This is a genomic window from Pseudomonas sp. LBUM1646 (assembly GCF_059716165.1).
Map to the genome: position 1 here is coordinate 4,256,875 of NZ_CP166810.1, position 17,107 is coordinate 4,273,981.

The 17,107-nt window shown below is 57.1% G+C and carries 13 protein-coding genes; 6 read left to right on the forward strand and 7 right to left on the reverse strand.

The features are described 5' to 3' along the window. Window positions 1-81: 81 nt before the first annotated feature. Window positions 82-1,230, forward strand: coding sequence for a M50 family metallopeptidase (locus ACA071_RS19455; RefSeq protein ID WP_497640662.1), 1,149 nt, complete (start codon window positions 82-84; stop codon window positions 1,228-1,230). A gap of 95 nt (window positions 1,231-1,325) precedes the next feature. Here the strand turns inward: ACA071_RS19455 and ACA071_RS19460 are convergent, their stop codons facing one another. Then, window positions 1,326-1,649, reverse strand: coding sequence for a hypothetical protein (locus ACA071_RS19460; RefSeq protein WP_497640663.1), 324 nt, complete (start codon window positions 1,647-1,649; stop codon window positions 1,326-1,328). Between the two features lie 858 nt (window positions 1,650-2,507). On the opposite strand from ACA071_RS19460, the gene ACA071_RS19465 reads away from it, so the two are divergent. The 5 genes from ACA071_RS19465 (at window position 2,508) to ACA071_RS19485 (ending at window position 10,321) form a co-directional block, all read left to right on the forward strand. Then, a complete protein-coding gene (locus tag ACA071_RS19465; protein ID WP_054051032.1) occupies window positions 2,508-3,023 on the forward strand; it encodes an Hcp family type VI secretion system effector in 516 nt (171 codons plus the stop codon). A gap of 131 nt (window positions 3,024-3,154) precedes the next feature. Then, window positions 3,155-5,209 carry a type VI secretion system Vgr family protein gene (locus ACA071_RS19470; protein ID WP_497640664.1) on the forward strand — a complete coding sequence of 685 codons (2,055 nt, stop codon included), beginning with the start codon at window positions 3,155-3,157 and terminating at the stop codon, window positions 5,207-5,209. Next, the gene (locus ACA071_RS19475; RefSeq protein WP_497640665.1) at window positions 5,206-6,078 is read left to right on the forward strand and encodes a DUF4123 domain-containing protein; all 873 of its coding nucleotides are present in this window, start codon (window positions 5,206-5,208) and stop codon (window positions 6,076-6,078) included. The genes ACA071_RS19470 and ACA071_RS19475 overlap by 4 nt, the downstream gene beginning before the upstream one ends. Further along, the gene (locus tag ACA071_RS19480) at window positions 6,078-9,557 is read left to right on the forward strand and encodes a T6SS effector BTH_I2691 family protein (RefSeq protein ID WP_497640666.1); all 3,480 of its coding nucleotides are present in this window, start codon (window positions 6,078-6,080) and stop codon (window positions 9,555-9,557) included. The genes ACA071_RS19475 and ACA071_RS19480 overlap by 1 nt, the downstream gene beginning before the upstream one ends. 20 nt (window positions 9,558-9,577) lie before the next feature. After that, window positions 9,578-10,321, forward strand: coding sequence for a hypothetical protein (locus ACA071_RS19485; RefSeq protein WP_497640667.1), 744 nt, complete (start codon window positions 9,578-9,580; stop codon window positions 10,319-10,321). 951 nt (window positions 10,322-11,272) lie between these two features. Here ACA071_RS19485 and ACA071_RS19490 read toward each other — a convergent pair. The 6 genes from ACA071_RS19490 to ACA071_RS19515 all read right to left on the reverse strand — a co-directional run bounded on the left by ACA071_RS19490 (window position 11,273) and on the right by ACA071_RS19515 (window position 17,027). Beyond that, window positions 11,273-12,595, reverse strand: coding sequence for a purine-cytosine permease family protein (locus ACA071_RS19490; RefSeq protein WP_497640668.1), 1,323 nt, complete (start codon window positions 12,593-12,595; stop codon window positions 11,273-11,275). A gap of 111 nt (window positions 12,596-12,706) precedes the next feature. Then, a complete protein-coding gene (locus tag ACA071_RS19495; protein WP_497640669.1) occupies window positions 12,707-13,681 on the reverse strand; it encodes a 5-oxoprolinase subunit C family protein in 975 nt (324 codons plus the stop codon). Beyond that, on the reverse strand, window positions 13,678-14,550 hold the full coding sequence (locus ACA071_RS19500) for a 5-oxoprolinase subunit B family protein (RefSeq protein WP_497640670.1): 873 nt from the start codon (window positions 14,548-14,550) through the stop codon (window positions 13,678-13,680). Before ACA071_RS19500 ends, ACA071_RS19495 begins: the two co-directional genes overlap by 4 nt. Then, window positions 14,547-15,920, reverse strand: a complete 1,374-nt coding sequence (locus ACA071_RS19505) for an acetyl-CoA carboxylase biotin carboxylase subunit (RefSeq protein ID WP_497640671.1) — start codon at window positions 15,918-15,920, stop codon at window positions 14,547-14,549. Before ACA071_RS19505 ends, ACA071_RS19500 begins: the two co-directional genes overlap by 4 nt. Before the next feature lie 10 nt (window positions 15,921-15,930). Further along, a complete protein-coding gene (locus ACA071_RS19510; RefSeq protein ID WP_095079351.1) occupies window positions 15,931-16,176 on the reverse strand; it encodes an acetyl-CoA carboxylase in 246 nt (81 codons plus the stop codon). Between the two features lie 92 nt (window positions 16,177-16,268). Beyond that, on the reverse strand, window positions 16,269-17,027 hold the full coding sequence (locus ACA071_RS19515) for a 5-oxoprolinase subunit PxpA (protein WP_497640672.1): 759 nt from the start codon (window positions 17,025-17,027) through the stop codon (window positions 16,269-16,271). Window positions 17,028-17,107 lie beyond the last annotated feature (80 nt).

The window sequence follows — 17,107 nt, forward strand, 5'->3', positions numbered from 1 at the left end:
ACGCGGGCCAAATAATGACTGTGGCAAGCGCCTGGAAAATCCGGAGCTATTGCGCCGGTTGCAAGCTCAAGGAAGGCTGTAGTGAAAATCAGCAAGACGCAGGTCATTCTCAATAGCCTATTGCGCCTTCTGCAGGTGCTCATGGGCTTGGCGGGCTGGATAGGCGCAGGGGTGACTCTGGGGCTGCACCTGCGCTTCGACTTACAACCGTTTTTGTCGATGATCCTGGCGTCGGGGTTAGGTGTCGTTGCCTTGGTCGTGCATGAAGGCGGTCATTACCTGGGCGCCAGGTTGCATCACATGCCGGTGTTGATGATGCGAGTCGCCGCCGTGGAGGTTCAGGTACGACGCCGTAATTGGCAGATTCGCTGGTCGCCACAGCTCAAGGGTCGTCGACTCGGCGGTTACGTAATGGCGGCGACAAACTGTCAGCTTCCGCTGCGCCAGCAGATGCTGTGGTTTGTGGTGATGGGGCCCTTGGCCAACTTGCTAATGGGCCTGGTCTCAGCGGGATTGGGCTGGCTCACCGGTGGGCTAATGTCAGCATTCTTCCTGGCGTTTGCCATGCTTAACCTGAGCATGGCATTGGCTAATCTGGTCCCAACCTCCCGCATTCTGCACAGCGACGGTATGCTCCTTATCGCCTGGTGGCTGCACCGCGACGACCAGCGTGCCGAATTGGCCGAGGTGCGCTTGCTGGCAATGTCAGTGGCAGGAGTAGCCTGCGAGCAACTGCCGGAAACCGACATTGCACAGCTGTCCCAAGGCGCCATGCCTCAACCCTTGATTGCCATCGGCTACCGCCTTGGCGCCTTGCTGGACCAAGGCGATTTCCGGGCGGCGACGCAGCTGGAGCAGAATCTGGAGGCGGTGTTGCAGGAACATGCGCAGTCACTCACGGGCATGGGCACGCTGATCACTCTGTTGCGCGTTGAGTTCGCTTTCGTCCGCGCTTATCTAGAACAGGACGCGAGGCACCTGTGGGACGACTGGGCGAACAGCGACCTTGACTGGTTTAACCCTTGGCTGCGTCCACGCTGTGCGGCGCTGCGGGCGTTTTTGCAGGGAGACCTGCAACTGGGTGAACAATATTTGCAGCAGGCGCTAGCAGCTGCGAACAACAGCGTGGTAGCTACGACAAGCCGCAGCGAGGCACTTCTGGCGGACAGCCTGCGGGCATTACCGGCAGCGGTGCAAAGCAAGGATCTGGAACCCGAGTGCGTGTCATGACCAGGAACACCCCATAGGTTCGCAAAGCAGGTAAATCAGTGTCTAGTCCTGCGGCGAGGGGACTAGCCCCCTCGCCACAAAAACAGCGCTAGACGCTATTCCGACGGCATTGCCCGCAACCGCCGCCCAAGTACATCCAGCACATCACACCCATCGCGTAATGGAATGGCGCACAGCAAGGCAAAGTCGCTGAGGATGAAGGATTCACATTCGATTGAGCCGCGCATGGACAGGTTTTCCAGCGCTTGGGTTACGGCGCGGATTCGGTAATTGGCGGCGTCATACAAAACATCGAGCGGCGCGTGGGTGTCGACGAACAGGGTGGGCATGTCGTCGCAGTTGCTGGTAAGCGCCATGAAGCGGCTTTCGGGATGGGGAGTTGGTTTTTCGTAGGGTGGATCAGGATGAAGATTTTTCATGCTTTTAGCCTCTGGTAGTAAATGAAGCTACCAACAGCCCTCCTACAGGCTTGGGTGGCAGCCATACGCGGGGTAGGAATATCGAGACCAGAGAACTCGACCACACCGAAGCGTGCCCGCGCACAGCCGCCGCTGCTGATATTACGGCCGCACGTAGCCGGCCGCAAATCAGGTATCGACGCCAAAGCGTTTCTCATGGTCGGAAGGGTTCCTACACCCTGTCACTGAAAATGCAGCGACCACCAAAGCCTACCGATCAAACTCACCGCGCACCAGTTCACCAAAACCGCCACAACTTGAAGGAAATTTCCGAAGACCTTGCCCGGAAATTTCGCTCATTAGGAAGTAGACGTGGTGAAAGTATTCGCCGAAGCCGAGCTTGATTTTTTCCCCGCTGGGTAACCGCTTTCGGCCAAAAGCGGACGGTCAGCCCCTTCTTTTTAGAGCGTGGTTAAATTTCCAGCAAGAAACGAATATCGGCGACCATCTGCTTACAACTACTGGCACTTTTCGGGAGGCGCACTGGGTATCGCAATGCCATTGTGCGCAAAAAGTTGCGCTCTTACTCGGTAAAAACAGCTACCGACTTCGCTCAATTCGTCGAGCAAATCGGCGCCAGCCTCTGAATGATGGCGCATGGCCTTGATGCGCAAGAAGTTGCGCAGTACTGCGCAACTTCTTGCGCACTTTGTGAGGTGATTTCCCTCCAAACTCACCCAAGCGATTGAAAAACCTCGGCCATCCCCCCGGTTTATATAGCCCTCATAATTTCTGGCACGGACCTTGATAACAGTTATGCACCCACCGGGCGATTTCGCCTCCCGGGCACCTCTATTTATCAAGCAAGGAGAGCATCCCATGGCAACACCTGCATACATGTCCGTCACTGGCGAAAAACAAGGCCTGATCACTGCTGGCGCATTCACCGCTGACTCCGTTGGCAACACCTACCAGGAAGGTCACGAAGACCAGGTCATGGTTCAGGCGTTCAGCCACGACGTGATCATCCCGCGTGACCCGCAGTCCGGCCAACCAACCGGTCAGCGCGTTCACAAACCAGTTGTGATCACCAAGGTCTACGACAAAGCTTCGCCACTGCTGCAAGCTGCTCTGACTTCCGGCGAGCGCATGAGCGAAATCGTTATCCAGTGGTACCGCACTTCGGCCCAAGGGACCCAAGAGCACTACTACACCACCAAACTGGAAGACGCGATCATCGTCGCCATCAACAACAAAATGCACAACTGCCAGGATCCGTCGAACTCCCACTTCACGCACCTGGAAGAAGTGCAGTTCACCTACCGTAAAATCACCTGGACCCACGAAGTATCCGGTACTTCGGGTTCCGATGACTGGCGTCAACCAGTCGCTTAATCGCGGCTGACCGCTTTACGCATCGGCCAGCTCTGCTGGTCGATGTTGTTTACGCCTTTCCAGAATTTCGCGTCTGCTGATCCTTTGATCGGGTATTGGTTTACGCCGCAGCACTGCACGAGGAACAAGGGATGTTCGCGCCGGCCAATCAGACCCACTTTGCCCTGACCATCGAAGGCCTTTCCAACGACTTTCAGGTGTTATCCCTGCAAGGTCGGGAAGCCATCAGCCAGCCTTTTGTGTTTGAGGTGGAGCTGGTCAGTGAACAGCCGTCCCTGGACCTCGAAACGCTCCTGCACAAACCGGCCTTTCTGCAGCTCTCGCCTGACGGCAGCGGCATCCATGGCCAGATCTATCGCGCCGCCCAGGGTGATTCCGGCAAACGCCTGACCCGCTACGCGGTGACCCTGCGCCCGCAACTGTCCTACCTGGCGCACCGCATCAACCAGCGCATCTTCCAGAACCTCACCGTGCCGAAAATCGTCGGCATGGTCCTCGAAGAGCACGGCATCCAAAGCAACGCCTACGAATTCAAAGTCGGGGCGATTTATCCCGAGCGCATTTACTGCGTTCAATACGATGAGTCGGACCTGCACTTCATCCAGCGCCTGTGCGAGGAAGAAGGTATTCACTACCACTTCCAGCACAGCGCCACGGCCCACAAACTGGTGTTCGGCGATGACCAGACGGTATTCCCGAAACTCGCACCAGTGGCCTACCAGCAAGACTCCGGCATGGTCGCCAACGACCCGGTGATCAAGCGCTTCGACCTGCGCCTGGAAACCCGCACCAGCCGCACCACCCGTCGCGACTACGACTTCGAAAAACCGCGCCTCACCCTCGAAAGCGAAAACCGCGGCGACGCCCTGCCCGACCTCGAAGACTACGACTACCCCGGCCGCTTCATCGACCGCGAACGCGGCAAGCACCTGGCCAAACGCGCCCTCGAACGTCACCGCAGCGACTTCCAGCTCGCCGAAGGCCGCAGCGATCAACCGCTGCTGGTCAGCGGCCACTTCCTGGCCCTGACCCAACACCCGAAAGCCAAGTGGAACGACCTGTGGCTGCTGACCGAAATCCTCCACGAAGGCAAACAGCCGCAAGTGCTGGAAGAGTCGGTCACCAGCCACACCACGGCGTTGAAAGATGACTTCCACCAAGGCTATCGCAACCGCTTCCAGGCCACCCCGTGGGACGTGCCGAATCGCCCACCGCTGAACCACCCAAAACCGCGAATCCTCGGCAGCCAGAGCGCCGTCGTCACCGGGCCAAAAGGTGAAGAAATCCACTGCGACCAATACGGCCGCGTCAAAGTCCAATTCCACTGGGACCGCGAGGGCCAGGCCGACGACAAAACCAGCTGCTGGCTACGCGTCTCCTCCGCCTGGGCCGGCGCCCACTACGGCGGCATCGCCATCCCGCGCATCGGCATGGAAGTGCTGGTGACCTTCCTTGAGGGCGACCCCGACCAACCCCTGATCAGCGGCTGCCTGTACCACAAGGAAAACGTCGTCCCGTACGACCTGCCGGCGAACAAAACCCGCAGCACCTTCAAAACCCTCAGCTCCCCCGGTGGCGGCGGCTACAACGAACTGCGCATCGAAGACAAAAAAGGCCAGGAACAAATCTTCCTCCACGCCCAGCGCGACTGGGATGAAAACGTCGAGCACGACCAGAAGATCCGCGTCGGCAACGAACGCCACGATACGGTTGAGAAGAACAGCTATACGGAGTTCAAGGCTGAAGAACACCACACGGTTTATGCAGACCGGAAGGTGGAGGCGCAGGCGAATGATCATTTGACGGTGGGGGTTAACCAGCACGTCAAGATTGGGACTGGGCAGTTTATTGAGGCCGGGCAAGAGATTCACCTGAGCAGCGGCATGAAAGTCGTGCTCGAAGCCGGCAGCGAGTTGACCCTGATTGGCGGGGGCAGCTTCATCAAGATCGACGCCGGCGGCGTAACGTTGAGTGGGCCGGTGATCAACATGAACTCGGGTGGCAGTCCGGGGAATGGGACTGGGGCTGCGCCGTTGTTGCCGGGGCCGTTGAAGCAGGCGGATGCGGATAAGGCTGGGGAGTTGTTGGTGCCGGCGCAGCGGCAGGCGTTGATGCGCGGAACACCACGCTGTGAAATCTGCGAGCGTGCAGCCAAAGAGCGAGCCGCGAAGGAAAACGCCAAGTGAACAATGTTACCCAAGCCAATTTTTTGTTGATTGACGGCGTGTTGCGACCTGATGCAATTGTCCAGCTGTACCAACGTGGTGAGCCGCTGGAGATTGAGCCGCTGTACATTGGGACGCGGTGGAAGGAGTTGCATGATTTGGGGCCGATATTGGTATCGCTCCGAGGCTCATCCAACCTGATCAACGAGACCTACCAAAACGCGATCCAACAGGCAGATGCCAGCCTGCTGTACAGTCGCGCTCCGATGCAACTCGTTGCGGATCATTTGCGGCGCTTCATTGCACCGCCTGATGTGCTTGGCGGTAACGGATTGCTGCGTTTTGCTGATCCATTGGTGGCGCGCTATTGGTTAGATAGCTATAAGGGCGATCACCTCGACGCAATTTTAGGGCCAATAGAAGCATGGCATATGCCCGAAAGCCAACACTCCTGGGAATCATCCAAACCATTCGGATGGCGGAGTTTTGTCCGCACCAACTCTGTGCCTGAGAGGGTTGATGATCAATTGGGAGAGGTGCAGCTAAATGCCCTGGACCAGGCTGCCCGTTGGCGCTTTACGGAGCGGCTAAATCGCAGTTTCGAGCGGAGCCACCCTCAGTTCCTCGCACAACATGACAGCCGCATCAGAACCCAATGGTTCGATAAACGGTTGGATGAAGCCGATGCCTGGGGGCTGTCGAGTGAACGTAGTCTTGCCATCTGGGTCGAATACAGCCTGCGTTGGGGCGACGAGTTTACGCTGCGCCCTGACGGGCCTTATCAGCACTGGCTAGCGGACACTCCGGACGCTCTCAAGCTCGCACCAGAATTGCGTATCCAGCAGATGGATAACGATTGTCTGAACATCGAAATAAACAAGGAAGTGTGATGACTCAGCCAGCGACTGAAGCCCAACTGAAACAGGCCAATCGTAATCAGGAATACCCGGACACATCGATGGCCAAGGGGCAGTGCGCATTGATGCAAGGGGAAGTAGCCGTTTTCCCTGTTCGGTATGCCCTGGACGAGTCGCCCAAAAAAGGCAGCAACAAAGGCCCGAATCCACTTCCGATAAATTGGTCAGGCGGCGCCTTGCCTCCTCTGAAAAGCCGTAGCTATACGCTGCGTCAACTGCGTGATGGATGGCTGTATGTGTGGAACAGCGTCGACAAAACCTTCCATGAGTATCAAGTGAAGGGTGAGATGCTCATTCGTCACAAATGGACTGATAGTCAACTGAACCAAGACACACGTAATAACCCCGGCGAAACACACCCCTACCTGCTCTACCCTCGCCGGAGCCAACTTCGTATCGCCTACTCACCAGTGCAGTGGACCTGGCGCATGTGCGAACTCATGCGCAAGGGCGCTACCGAGCAATCCCAATGGATGCGTAAAGTCGACATGTCGACGTATTGTGCTACCGCGAAAGTGGCACATGGTGATGCGATCACAGAGCTTGGTAAAAGTGTCGCGGATATTCTGGTTTCAGGAGAGAAGGCCCCGACTTTCACCAGCACCCTTCTGCCGACCAAAGCAGCAGAAGGAGACACTCCATTCAAGCCTGCCTTTGAGGAAGCACTGGTACGCGGCAAGGTTCCTGCACAGGACACGGCCCTCTTCGTTGCTCTGGATGATCCACTAGCGATCGTCGATGACCTGAACATGAACCTGATTGGTCGGCTCATGGAGCAAAGCCAATTCGAAGCCCTGCACCAACAAAAACTGCAAAGTGCGTTTGCCGTGCAGAGTTTATGCGGGTTCGATGCTGATCCTTTTATTCCATCCTCAATCAAAGACCCGGTTAAACGCCAAGCCTATACCGATGACCTGTACGCACTTCTGAGTACCAATGATGAAGTCGAACGGGGAAAAGACATGGTGTCTGCTGATCAAGTTGGAATGGTGGAGATGGGCGCTGCGTCCACAGTTTCTGCCGCCGAAACCCCATTTAAGGCAAAGTGGGGCCAACTGCCCGACAAGGAGAAATGGCAAGTCGCCCTTGAAGAATGGAACTCCAAACGCTTTTGGCGTGAGGATGTGCGTTTTGATGAGGTGCAAAAATACCTAAGCCAGACCACCGTGGAAGCACTAAAGCTGCAGGGGCACATCCAGCGCAGTGAAGGAGATCTGGTCACTTGGCTTGAACAACTGAGCCCTAGTGCCGAATCCATATATCACGACACCTGCAATGAAGATCAAGCCAGCCAACTTCTAGAAACCGCACACGCTATTTACACCTCGTTAGGCAACGGCGAAAGCGGACAAAAATGGTTATGTAAACAAGCCAAGGAGCCAAGCAAGTTATTTGGCATGGCGCTATTCAACTTCAATCCGGAAGTTGCAGCCCTGATCAAGAAGGTGACGCACAACTTCAGCACTACCGGCAAACTCGACGACCAGGGACGTGAAGGTGATGGCTACTCACCTGCTCTCACTCCTACCTCAGCCGGTGACTCTACGAACATCGCCACCCGCTCCAGTGAAATCAAAGCAGTCTTCGACCTAGAGGTCGTTAAGAACAGCAAGCTCTACAAGGCAATGAGCAGTGCCGGCAAGCAAGCCATGACGACACTGATCAAGGTTGCCAACAACCAGGCAAAGGACGCTTGGCACGGGCTAAGCGGCCTCCTTTTGCCTGCGATGAAACAACAAGCGGCGTTAGCCATCACTGCACCTCAGGTGTTGATCTCCACCGAAATTTCCAGCGCCACCCAACTAACCTTCAACCCGACCTACCAGCGCGACTATCAGGCCTGGCTGATGAAGCTCATGACGGTGGAGAAAAAAATAGCGGGCGACAAAAAAGTCTTGCTCCGTTCCGGCGCCGTTTATGATCAACGCTCCGCTCGCATCTCTCTGCAAGCAAATGAAGAGCAACTGAAAAACCTTTTCTTGAAGGCCCCCATTCAGATCATCGCCAAAGCATCCGGCAGCACGCGCCTGAATGCCAGTATTCCCCAAATTAACAGTTGGCTCGCAGACCTGGGACAATCGGAGTTGATGGCACAACTGAAAATTGCAGGTACGCACGAGTATTTGACCCGGACCAAAGCTTGGATGGGACAGAACCTAGGCAATGCCCTACCCGCCTTATTAGTTGGTTTAAACGCATGGAACTTATATAACACTGCCAAACAAGCGCAAAACGACGGTAAGTTTTCTGCAGATGAGTGGCGCAATATGGGTGCCGCCGCAGCATACACTGGCAATGCCATCGCAACGTTATGGGTTGGACCAGCTTGGAGTCGTGCAGGACAGATGTCTGCTGAACTGGGTCAAAAGACTCGGAGCGTAGCGCAAGCATCATATAAAAGTTGGCTGTCAGCAGCTAAAGACGCTGCGGAAAACGGAGATACAGCCAAAGCAGCACTGGCAAACGAGTTTGCGACTGTTTCGAAAGGTCTAATTTGGCGCACGGTGTCATGGGCAGTATTGGGAGCTATTGCAACCGGACTTGAGGCTTGGCAGATTTCCCAAGACGCTGGCGGCGCCACCAGCGGGGAAGAGAAAGTGCTGCTGTGGACAAAGTTTGGCGTGGTCTTCGGGATGTCTTTCGTTGCTACGGGTCAAATAGTAGGCGCAGCCCTAGGTCCTTTGTTAAGTTTTGCGTGGGTGATGTCCACTCCGGTTACGATCATTTTGGCGGTCCTCGGAATCGCCTATTTGATGATCACAATGGCCGCCAATCGTTACAAGCGTGAGGGACTGCGTTTGTGGCTCTATCGTTGCTGCTGGGGTCGCGGAGCAGAACCTGAATGGCTAGGTGATGAGGGCCATCAAAAGCAGATGCAAGCTCTGTTGGAGACCCTGCAACGACCTAGCGTCGTAGGAAGGGCCTTGTATTACGGAGGCGGAAGTACGCCGAGAAAATGGCTGGGCTTCTGGGTACAAATTCAAGTGCCTAATGGATTAGCGGGCAAAGAAGTGATGCTGCAACCAGCGATGATCGAGAGGAAGTACTTTTTTGCCGACGACGAACTCCAAACAACAAGAAGCAGCTTTTACGAGCAGTTCCTCAACGGTAGCTGGGTCGACCCAAAGCAACTGGGACAGTTGCCCGACGGTGCTGGAAGTAAAACCAGCCCAGCTGACTTCACTTACAAGAGCACAGAGCAGCACCGTCTTTGGCAAGTGTGGATTGACACGTCAACAGACAGTCCGATCCTAGAATTGGAAGTTAAGTATCCGCCCGGAGTGCTTCAGCGCAATGACAACCGCGGTTATATGTTTCGATTGGCACTCGAATGGGCTCCTAGTGAAGCTGACAGAGCCAACAATGCCTTTAATGGCGAACTAAAGGAAAAGGACAGTATTGTGTTGAGACAGAACAGCACCCAGCTGTTGAAGCTGGCGGTCCCTAACTGAATGAGTCAATGAGCCCTACAATGTTCAATTTTGACAAAGCACCTGATCTGCCGCAGCAACTCCAATGGAAGTATGCAAATGAACCAAAACTTCTGGAATGGACGATCCGAGCGCGAAATTACAACACATTTGTGGCGAATTGCATGTTTGCATTTATGGCCACGCTAACACTAGGGGGGGCATTCATAATGTACTCTGTATACGAGGGCATGGATCAACCATGGAGGACTCTATCCTGCGTGTTGTTCTTCGTTTTCATATTGTTTACAGTTTCATGCATGACTCACCAGCGAATAAACTACGCTTATCGCTTCAGTCAGTCTGGATTAGAGTATTGCGAATGGAAAGATTTCCCTAAGTGGGCACTAAAATTTTTAAAATGGTTTTCCGGCATTACGGCACTCATTTTCATCTTCTTGGCGACCATTGATCCAGCGTTCTTAATTGGTGCACTAATAGGCCCTGGGGGAATGGGCATAATGTATCTATCCATGGCCAATTCCAAGAACTACCAGAATTTGCAAACCGAATACCACCACTATTTTTTACATTGGACAGAACTAACGAGATCAACGATAGCAACCAATAGAGAAATGGTCGAGCTAAAGTACAGCATCCCCAAAGAAAACTCTATTTACATGACTATAGGAAGGCAGTATGTTTTTTTCAATCGGCAGACAAAAGTGCAAGTGATAAAACTTATCAAGGCTTATCTCCCTTCTAGCGTACCTTGTGTCATTGAAAAGGTAGACGTCCTAAACTAAAGCAACAAAAGGGGACAGATTAATTTTCTGTTTATTCAAAAATAAATCCGCCCCCTTTTCTCTATGCAAAAGCCTTGATCAGAAACACTGACGAGGACTTCAACGCTATTTATGTTAAACCGGAGACTTCGACTCGCACACCAGAAAGCAGACGTTCACAAAGGGCTGATATCGTCCAAAAGCAGCCGCCCGGGAGTGGCGTCTTTCGACCCGAAGCAGACGATTGCGGCCAGGGAAATCAAATCCCCCCGTATCCCTTGCTAACATCTAGTCGGTGCCCAGCCATAGATCGACTTAAATGATGCATTCAGGCAAAGCGCAACGTTGTAATCCCCTCGGTCATCAGTGGAGAGACTCATGGACTGTCGAGCCATCATCTTTGCATCCATTTTCGGCGTATGGGCCCTATCTGCCGCTGCGCAGACAAAGCCAGGTGCCAGCGTGTACCTTTTGTGTGAAGGCGAGATATGGACGCATCAAGACGGGTTTGGTCGAAGCGAGGGAGCGCGTGGACAACTGACAATTGAGATTGATCCTCAGAGCCGAGCGCTAACGGTCACGACGCCACTAACAGGTAAGATCACTGGCGACCTCGCTGTCACGAATGAGTGGTACTCGTCGTTCCCGTATATCGTATCTACCAAAGAGCAATTTGGTCGGAAAGTCGTCAGGCTTCATGTAAGTTTGAATCGACTTACCGGGAGCGGCGGATTGATGTACGAACTGGACGATGGCCAACAGTTCGCTGCCTTTATCGGCGACTGCAAGCCTGCGACCGCGAGGTTTTAGTCAGATGTTTCACGCGTCGAAAGGGACCCGTCGCGCGGCTCCACTGTGAAGTCTATTGGGAGCTACTTTGCTGACTTGTTTGTGCTAGCTCCAACGTCCGCTCTTGGCCGCTTCCTGCCCATCACGACGAGCTGAAAACGACCAAAAGCAATCACCGCTCCCCTACTCCGCCAGCGGCAACCGCAACCGGCTCCGATGAGACAACCCCACCTGCAACGCAAACGCCGCAACCACCGTAGAAGGCGCAGAAAAACTCCCCAATCCACCACCAGAAAACATCAGCGCAAGCCCCAATGCCGTAGCGCCAAACCAGGCTGTCAATCCCACCGGGTTAAACGCGCTCACCCGCTCAAGCGCCGCCACGTCACTACGCCCATAGAAAATCTGCGCCAACGCCACACCCACCCAGGCCACCACGAAAATCCCCTGATAAGCCAACGCCTTGAGGATGTACGCAAACACATCGGCAAGCATCAGGCCGTACACGATTACCCCGACCGTCAGCGCCCACATTAGGTAAGAACCGCGAATGCCAAACCGCGCAAAAAACGCCTGCATATTGAGAGTCGCCAAATAGTAATTGGCGGTGTTGATCCGGGTTTGCGTGGCCCAGACAAACAACAATCCCCACAGGCCCATCAGTTGCAGAATCGCCATCACCACCGAGACTTCGTTCAGCGCACCTTCGTGGGGAATGCTGCTGACCAGGTAGATGCCCGCTGCGCCGTTGAGCAGGAAGGTCACCGCGTAGAACGGCATGCCGAAGTTCCAGCGACCGTGATACTCGGCGTCTTCTGGCTTGCCGAAACGCGCATAGTCGAAGGTGAACAGCATCAGCACCCAGACGCCCATGTAGGCGACGAAGCAGTCCCACCAGCCGAAGGCGCTGGGGGTGGCCGGACCGAAATCCAGCCATTGCGGCTGGTAGCCATACCGACTGATCGACAGCCCCACCGCCACCAGCAGGCCGCCCAGATACACCGGCAGCAACACGCCGTTGAGCTTGTCCAGCCAGTGCTGCACGCTGCCCAGAATCATCGGCACGCTGTAGAGCACCACCGCCAAGGCGGCCAGCGGGTAGACCAGTTCCGGGTACAGGTGATTGAGCGCGACGGCGATCACCGAACCCTCGAACACCGCGTAATAGATCGCCGTGGAAAAGAAGATCAAGGTCGCCAGGCACGCCCCGGTACTGCCGAATAGCAGCCGTGAAAACAACGCCACCGACAAACCGCTGCGAATGGCGAAGCGACTGAGCACGCTGTTGACCAAGCCGTAACTGATCACCGACAGGACCATGCCGATCAGTGCGTTGCGCGCGCCATAGGACAACGCCAGTGACGCGCCGACCACGATGTAGAACATCGCGCTGCACACCGCCCACCAGGCCATGGTCAGGGACAGTCGCCCCATGCGGGCTTCGGCGGGGACGGGTTGATTGGCCGGGTCTTGCCCGGTTTGACTCGATTGCGATAAAGCAGCCATATGCGTGAACTCCAGAACCAGTCAAAGGTTGAAGCGCGGGCAGCCGCCACCGCACCGAAATGCGGCGTTGGCTTACCGTTTGGCATGACCCGCGCTGTGCGGCGGGCAGAATCAGGAAGGGAACAGCTTGCTCAGGCAGCTGAGTTTTTTCTTATAGGAACGTCGCGCTTCCAGCGCCTCTTCGAGGGTCACCGCGACAAAGCGGGCCTTCTGGTTGGGTTGCATCTGGCCGATCAAGTCGAGGTCGGCACTGATCACCGTGCCGATCATCGCGTAGCCACCGCCGGACACGGCGTCGCGGTGCAGCACGATCGGTTCGAGCCCGGCCGGGACCTGGATCGAGCCAATCGGGTAGCAGCTGTCGACGATGTTCGACGGATCGGAACCGGCGCCGAACGGCTGCTCGCGGGGCTGAAAGCTCAGCGCGCTGCCGCCCTTGAAGCGATAGCCGATGCGGTCTGCTTCCGAGCCAACGGTCCATGGTTCGGCAAAGAAACTGCGAGCGGCGGACTCGGTCAAGCGGTGGTAGTACAGGCCTGGCACCACCCGCAGGGTGATTTCGCCACCCAAGGATTGCCGCAACGCCATCGGCAAACTGGCCCCGACGCGGCTCTTGCCGCTGGCAATGCCCACCGGCAATTCGTCGCCCGCGATCAGACGCCGCCCTTGAAAACCACCGAGTGCGCCGAGGGCATAGGTGGAACGACTGCCGAGCACTACCGGCACATCGATGCCACCGGCCACGGCCAAATAGGCACGGGCGCCAGCCTTGGGAAAGTCAAAGCGCAGCACTTGCCCGGCCTTCACCGCGAATGCCGTGTCGTGGTGCATTTCCACGCCATCGACCCGTGGCGTCATGTGCGCACCGGACACGGCCACCAATGCGTCTTGCTGAAACTCCAACTCCGGCCCCAGCAACGTGCATTCCAATGCCGCCGCTCCCGCCGGGTTGCCGACCAGTTGATTGGCCGCGCTCAAGGCGTATTGATCGAGCGCGCCGGAGGGCGGGATGCCCAGGTGGTAATACCCTTCGCGACCCAAGTCCTGCACCGAAGTGGCGAGACCGGGTTTGAGGACCTTGATCATGCCAACACCTCCTGCAGCGACTTGGGATAGCCGACGGGATCGGCCAGAAACGCATCCAGCGAAAACTCCACCGGCCGAATCCGCAGATCGAAGCAACCGGCTTCCACTTCGGCCACCGCGTGGTCATAGGCCTCACGGTCCATCGGTTTGAACTGCACGATGTCACCCGGACGGAAAAACACCATGTGCTCTTTCAGGTACGCCAGGTTCTGTTGCGGGTCGTAGATCGGTGCCGGCGTGACGCCAAACATCTGATAACCGCCGGCACCGCGTACCGAGTAGATGCAGCCGAAGCAACCGCCGTGGCCGAGGGTCAATTTCGGCGTGTCGGTGCGCGGTCGCAGGTATTTGGGCACTTGCAACTGCCGCTCGCGCTCGACCATCTGGAACATGAATGGCAGCCCCGCGACGAAGCCGACCATCGAGACAAACCACGGCGCACCACTGTGGGCGGCGATGAACGCCTCGACGTCCGCCAGGCCGTTGATCCGCGCGGCGTATTCCAGGTCTGTGGCGCTCGGGTCCTGATGTCGGTCGCGAAAACGCATCAGAGTTTCATGGGTCCAGGGGTCGTTGTAGAGCACCGGAATCTCGATGATCCGCGTCTGCAACGTGCGCTCGGCGACGGCCCCGGCCTCAGCGATTTTTACCGCTTCGAGCAAGGTATGAGGGGCGATGCGATCCGGGTCAAAACGAATCTGGAACGAGGCATTGGCCAGGCAGATATCGAGCACGCCATCCAGTGCCAGCCGCTCTACGGCGCGGGTGACGGCCAGACCTTTGAAGAACGCGTCCAGGGACATGCTGTCGCTGACTTCGGCAAACAAATGCTCATCGGCGCCAAAGCTGTAGCGGATGGGAGTGCTCATGCTTCACCTCCGCTGCGGCGCTCGGCCAGCCAGGTTTCGAGGGTGCCTGTGTGGAAGTCGGCGCTGTGCAGCCACGGTTGTTCCAACAGTTCGCCGTGTAACGCCAAGGTGCTGGCCATGCCGGTGAGCGTGGTCCGCCTGACCGCAACCCGCGCACGGGCCAGGGCTTCGGCGCGATCAGCACCGTGCACGATCAGCTTGGCCAACAGCGAGTCATAGTACGGCGGCACTCGGTAGCCTTGATACAGATGAGTATCGACGCGGATGCCTTCACCCTGCGGCCAGATCAGTTCCTCGACCAGTCCTGGGCTGGGAAAGAAGTCCCGCGCCGGGTCTTCGGCGTTCAGGCGCATTTGCAGGGCGGCGCCGTTGAGCCGGATGTCACTTTGCTTGAAGCCCAGCGGTTCACCACCGGCAATGCGCAACATGGCCTGGACCAGATCGATGCCGGTGATCAGTTCGCTGACCGGGTGCTCCACCTGAATCCGCGTGTTCATTTCGATAAAGAAGAACTCGCCGGTGGCGTCGTCGTACAGGTACTCCAAAGTCCCGGCGCCCTTATAGCCGAGGGATTCGGTCAGGCGCACGGCGCTGGCGCAAAGGGTTTCCCGTTGCTGCTGGCTGAGTACCGGCGATGGCGCTTCTTCAAAGATTTTCTGCCGCCGACGTTGCAGCGAGCACTCGCGTTCGAACAGGTGCACGGCGTGCTGACCGTCACCCAAGACCTGCACTTCAATATGCCGGGCCTTGCTGATAAACCGCTCCAGATACACCGCACCATTGCCGAACGCCGCTTGGGCTTCGCGCTGGGAGCGGGGAAATTCTTCAGTCAGTTGCTGGGCGTTTTCGGCGAGACGAATACCGCGCCCGCCGCCACCGGCCGAGGCTTTGATCAACAGGGGGAAACCAACGGCTTCGGCTGCCTTGAGCGCCGATTCGACGTCGAACAGTTCACCGGGAGAACCCGGCACCACCGGTACGCCGGCCTCTTGCGCGGTGCGCCGGGCCTCGGCTTTGTCGCCCATGCGCCGGATCGTCTCCGGGCTCGGGCCGACGAAAATCGCCCCGGCAACGAGGACCGCTTCGGCAAAATCGGCGTTCTCCGAGAGAAAGCCATAACCGGGGTGTACCGCATTGGCGCCGGTGGCTTTCAAGGCGCCGAGCAATGCCTCGACGTTCAGGTAACTTTTATCCGCGCGGGCCGGGCCGAGGACGTGGACTTCGTCGGCCATGCGTGCGGCCTGGGAATCGACGTCTGCCTCGCTGCACGCCGCAACGGTGGGAATCCCCAGCGCTTTGGCAGCGCGGATAATCCGCACGGCGATCTCGCCACGGTTGGCGATCAATAATTTACGAATGCCTTGAGTCATGATCGCGCCCTCACTCGTCGTCGAGTGTTGCGACGACCTGACCCGGTTCCACCGGATCGCCGTCTTCTACCAGGAATGCGCTAAGTCGACCGGCCGTCCCGGCGGTCAGTTCGGAAAACTGCTTCATGACCTCAATCAGGCCAATCACCGTGTCGGCACTGACCTGCGCGCCCACCTCGACGAAATTCGCTGATTCGGGGGTGGCTTTGCGGTAGAAGGTCCCGGGCAATGGAGTGATTACAGTGTGTTCGGCCATGTCTGTTCCTCTTGGAATAGTTGTAGAAAGGCAGGCAAAAATGAATCGGTGTGCAAACCCTGGCGTCTGTGTGCCAGGTGTTTCGTCCTGATTTAACGCGGTGCGCGAACCTTGATTCCGGCGCTGTCGAGCGCACTGCGTGTGGCTTCGACCAACGCCAAAGCGCCCGGGGTATCGCTGTGTAAACAGATGGAATCGAATTCGATCGCAAGGTCTTCACCCTCGACCGTCCGCACCACGCCTTGCTGACACGCGCGCAGCACTCGCGCGGCGACCTGCGCCGGATCGTAGGCACGGACGTTGCGGGTGAAGACGATGGAGCCCGTGAGGTCGTATTCGCGGTCGGCGTAGAACTCGCGGATCACCGGTTGGCCGAGTTCTTTGGCGACCCGCCAGATCACTGAATCGGGCATGCAATACAGCAGCAACTCTGGCTCCAGGCGCTGGAGGTTTTCCACCAGCAAACGGGCGGCCTCCTCGTCTCGGGCCAGGTGCATATAGAGCGCGCCATGGGGCTTGATGTGTTGCAGGGCCACGCCTTGAACCCGGGCGAGTTCACGCAGGGCGCCCAACTGATAGAGCATGTCGTCGACCAGTTCCTGGGCCGGCGCATTGATGTGCCGACGGCCGAAACCGACCAGATCGCGAAACCCCGGATGCGCGCCGATGGCCACGCCCAGGCGCTTGGCCTGCTCGATGGTGCGGCGCATGGTGCTGGGGTCGCCGGCATGAAAGCCGGTGGCGATATTGGCCGAACTGATGAAGCCCATCAGTTCGTTGTCGACGCCATCGCCGATGGTCCATGGGCCGAAGCCTTCGCCCATGTCCGAGTTGAAATCTACTGCTTGCATGACGCTTGCTCCTGACGCTTGTGACTTCATGCAAGCCAAGTTAGATTTCTGCTTACCCCTTGGGAAGATCTATTATCAGA

Excerpts from the sequence above, each read along its gene's own strand:
- ACA071_RS19460 (WP_497640663.1), bottom strand. The coding sequence starts at position 1,649 with ATGAAAAATCTTCATCCTGATCCACCCTACGAAAAACCAACTCCCCAT.
- ACA071_RS19465 (WP_054051032.1), top strand. The coding sequence starts at position 2,508 with ATGGCAACACCTGCATACATGTCCGTCACTGGCGAAAAACAAGGCCTG.
- ACA071_RS19470 (WP_497640664.1), top strand. The coding sequence starts at position 3,155 with ATGTTCGCGCCGGCCAATCAGACCCACTTTGCCCTGACCATCGAAGGC.
- ACA071_RS19480 (WP_497640666.1), top strand. The coding sequence starts at position 6,078 with ATGACTCAGCCAGCGACTGAAGCCCAACTGAAACAGGCCAATCGTAAT.
- ACA071_RS19485 (WP_497640667.1), top strand. The coding sequence starts at position 9,578 with ATGTTCAATTTTGACAAAGCACCTGATCTGCCGCAGCAACTCCAATGG.
- ACA071_RS19490 (WP_497640668.1), bottom strand. The coding sequence starts at position 12,595 with ATGGCTGCTTTATCGCAATCGAGTCAAACCGGGCAAGACCCGGCCAAT.
- ACA071_RS19495 (WP_497640669.1), bottom strand. The coding sequence starts at position 13,681 with ATGATCAAGGTCCTCAAACCCGGTCTCGCCACTTCGGTGCAGGACTTG.
- ACA071_RS19500 (WP_497640670.1), bottom strand. The coding sequence starts at position 14,550 with ATGAGCACTCCCATCCGCTACAGCTTTGGCGCCGATGAGCATTTGTTT.
- ACA071_RS19505 (WP_497640671.1), bottom strand. The coding sequence starts at position 15,920 with ATGACTCAAGGCATTCGTAAATTATTGATCGCCAACCGTGGCGAGATC.
- ACA071_RS19510 (WP_095079351.1), bottom strand. The coding sequence starts at position 16,176 with ATGGCCGAACACACTGTAATCACTCCATTGCCCGGGACCTTCTACCGC.
- ACA071_RS19515 (WP_497640672.1), bottom strand. The coding sequence starts at position 17,027 with ATGCAAGCAGTAGATTTCAACTCGGACATGGGCGAAGGCTTCGGCCCA.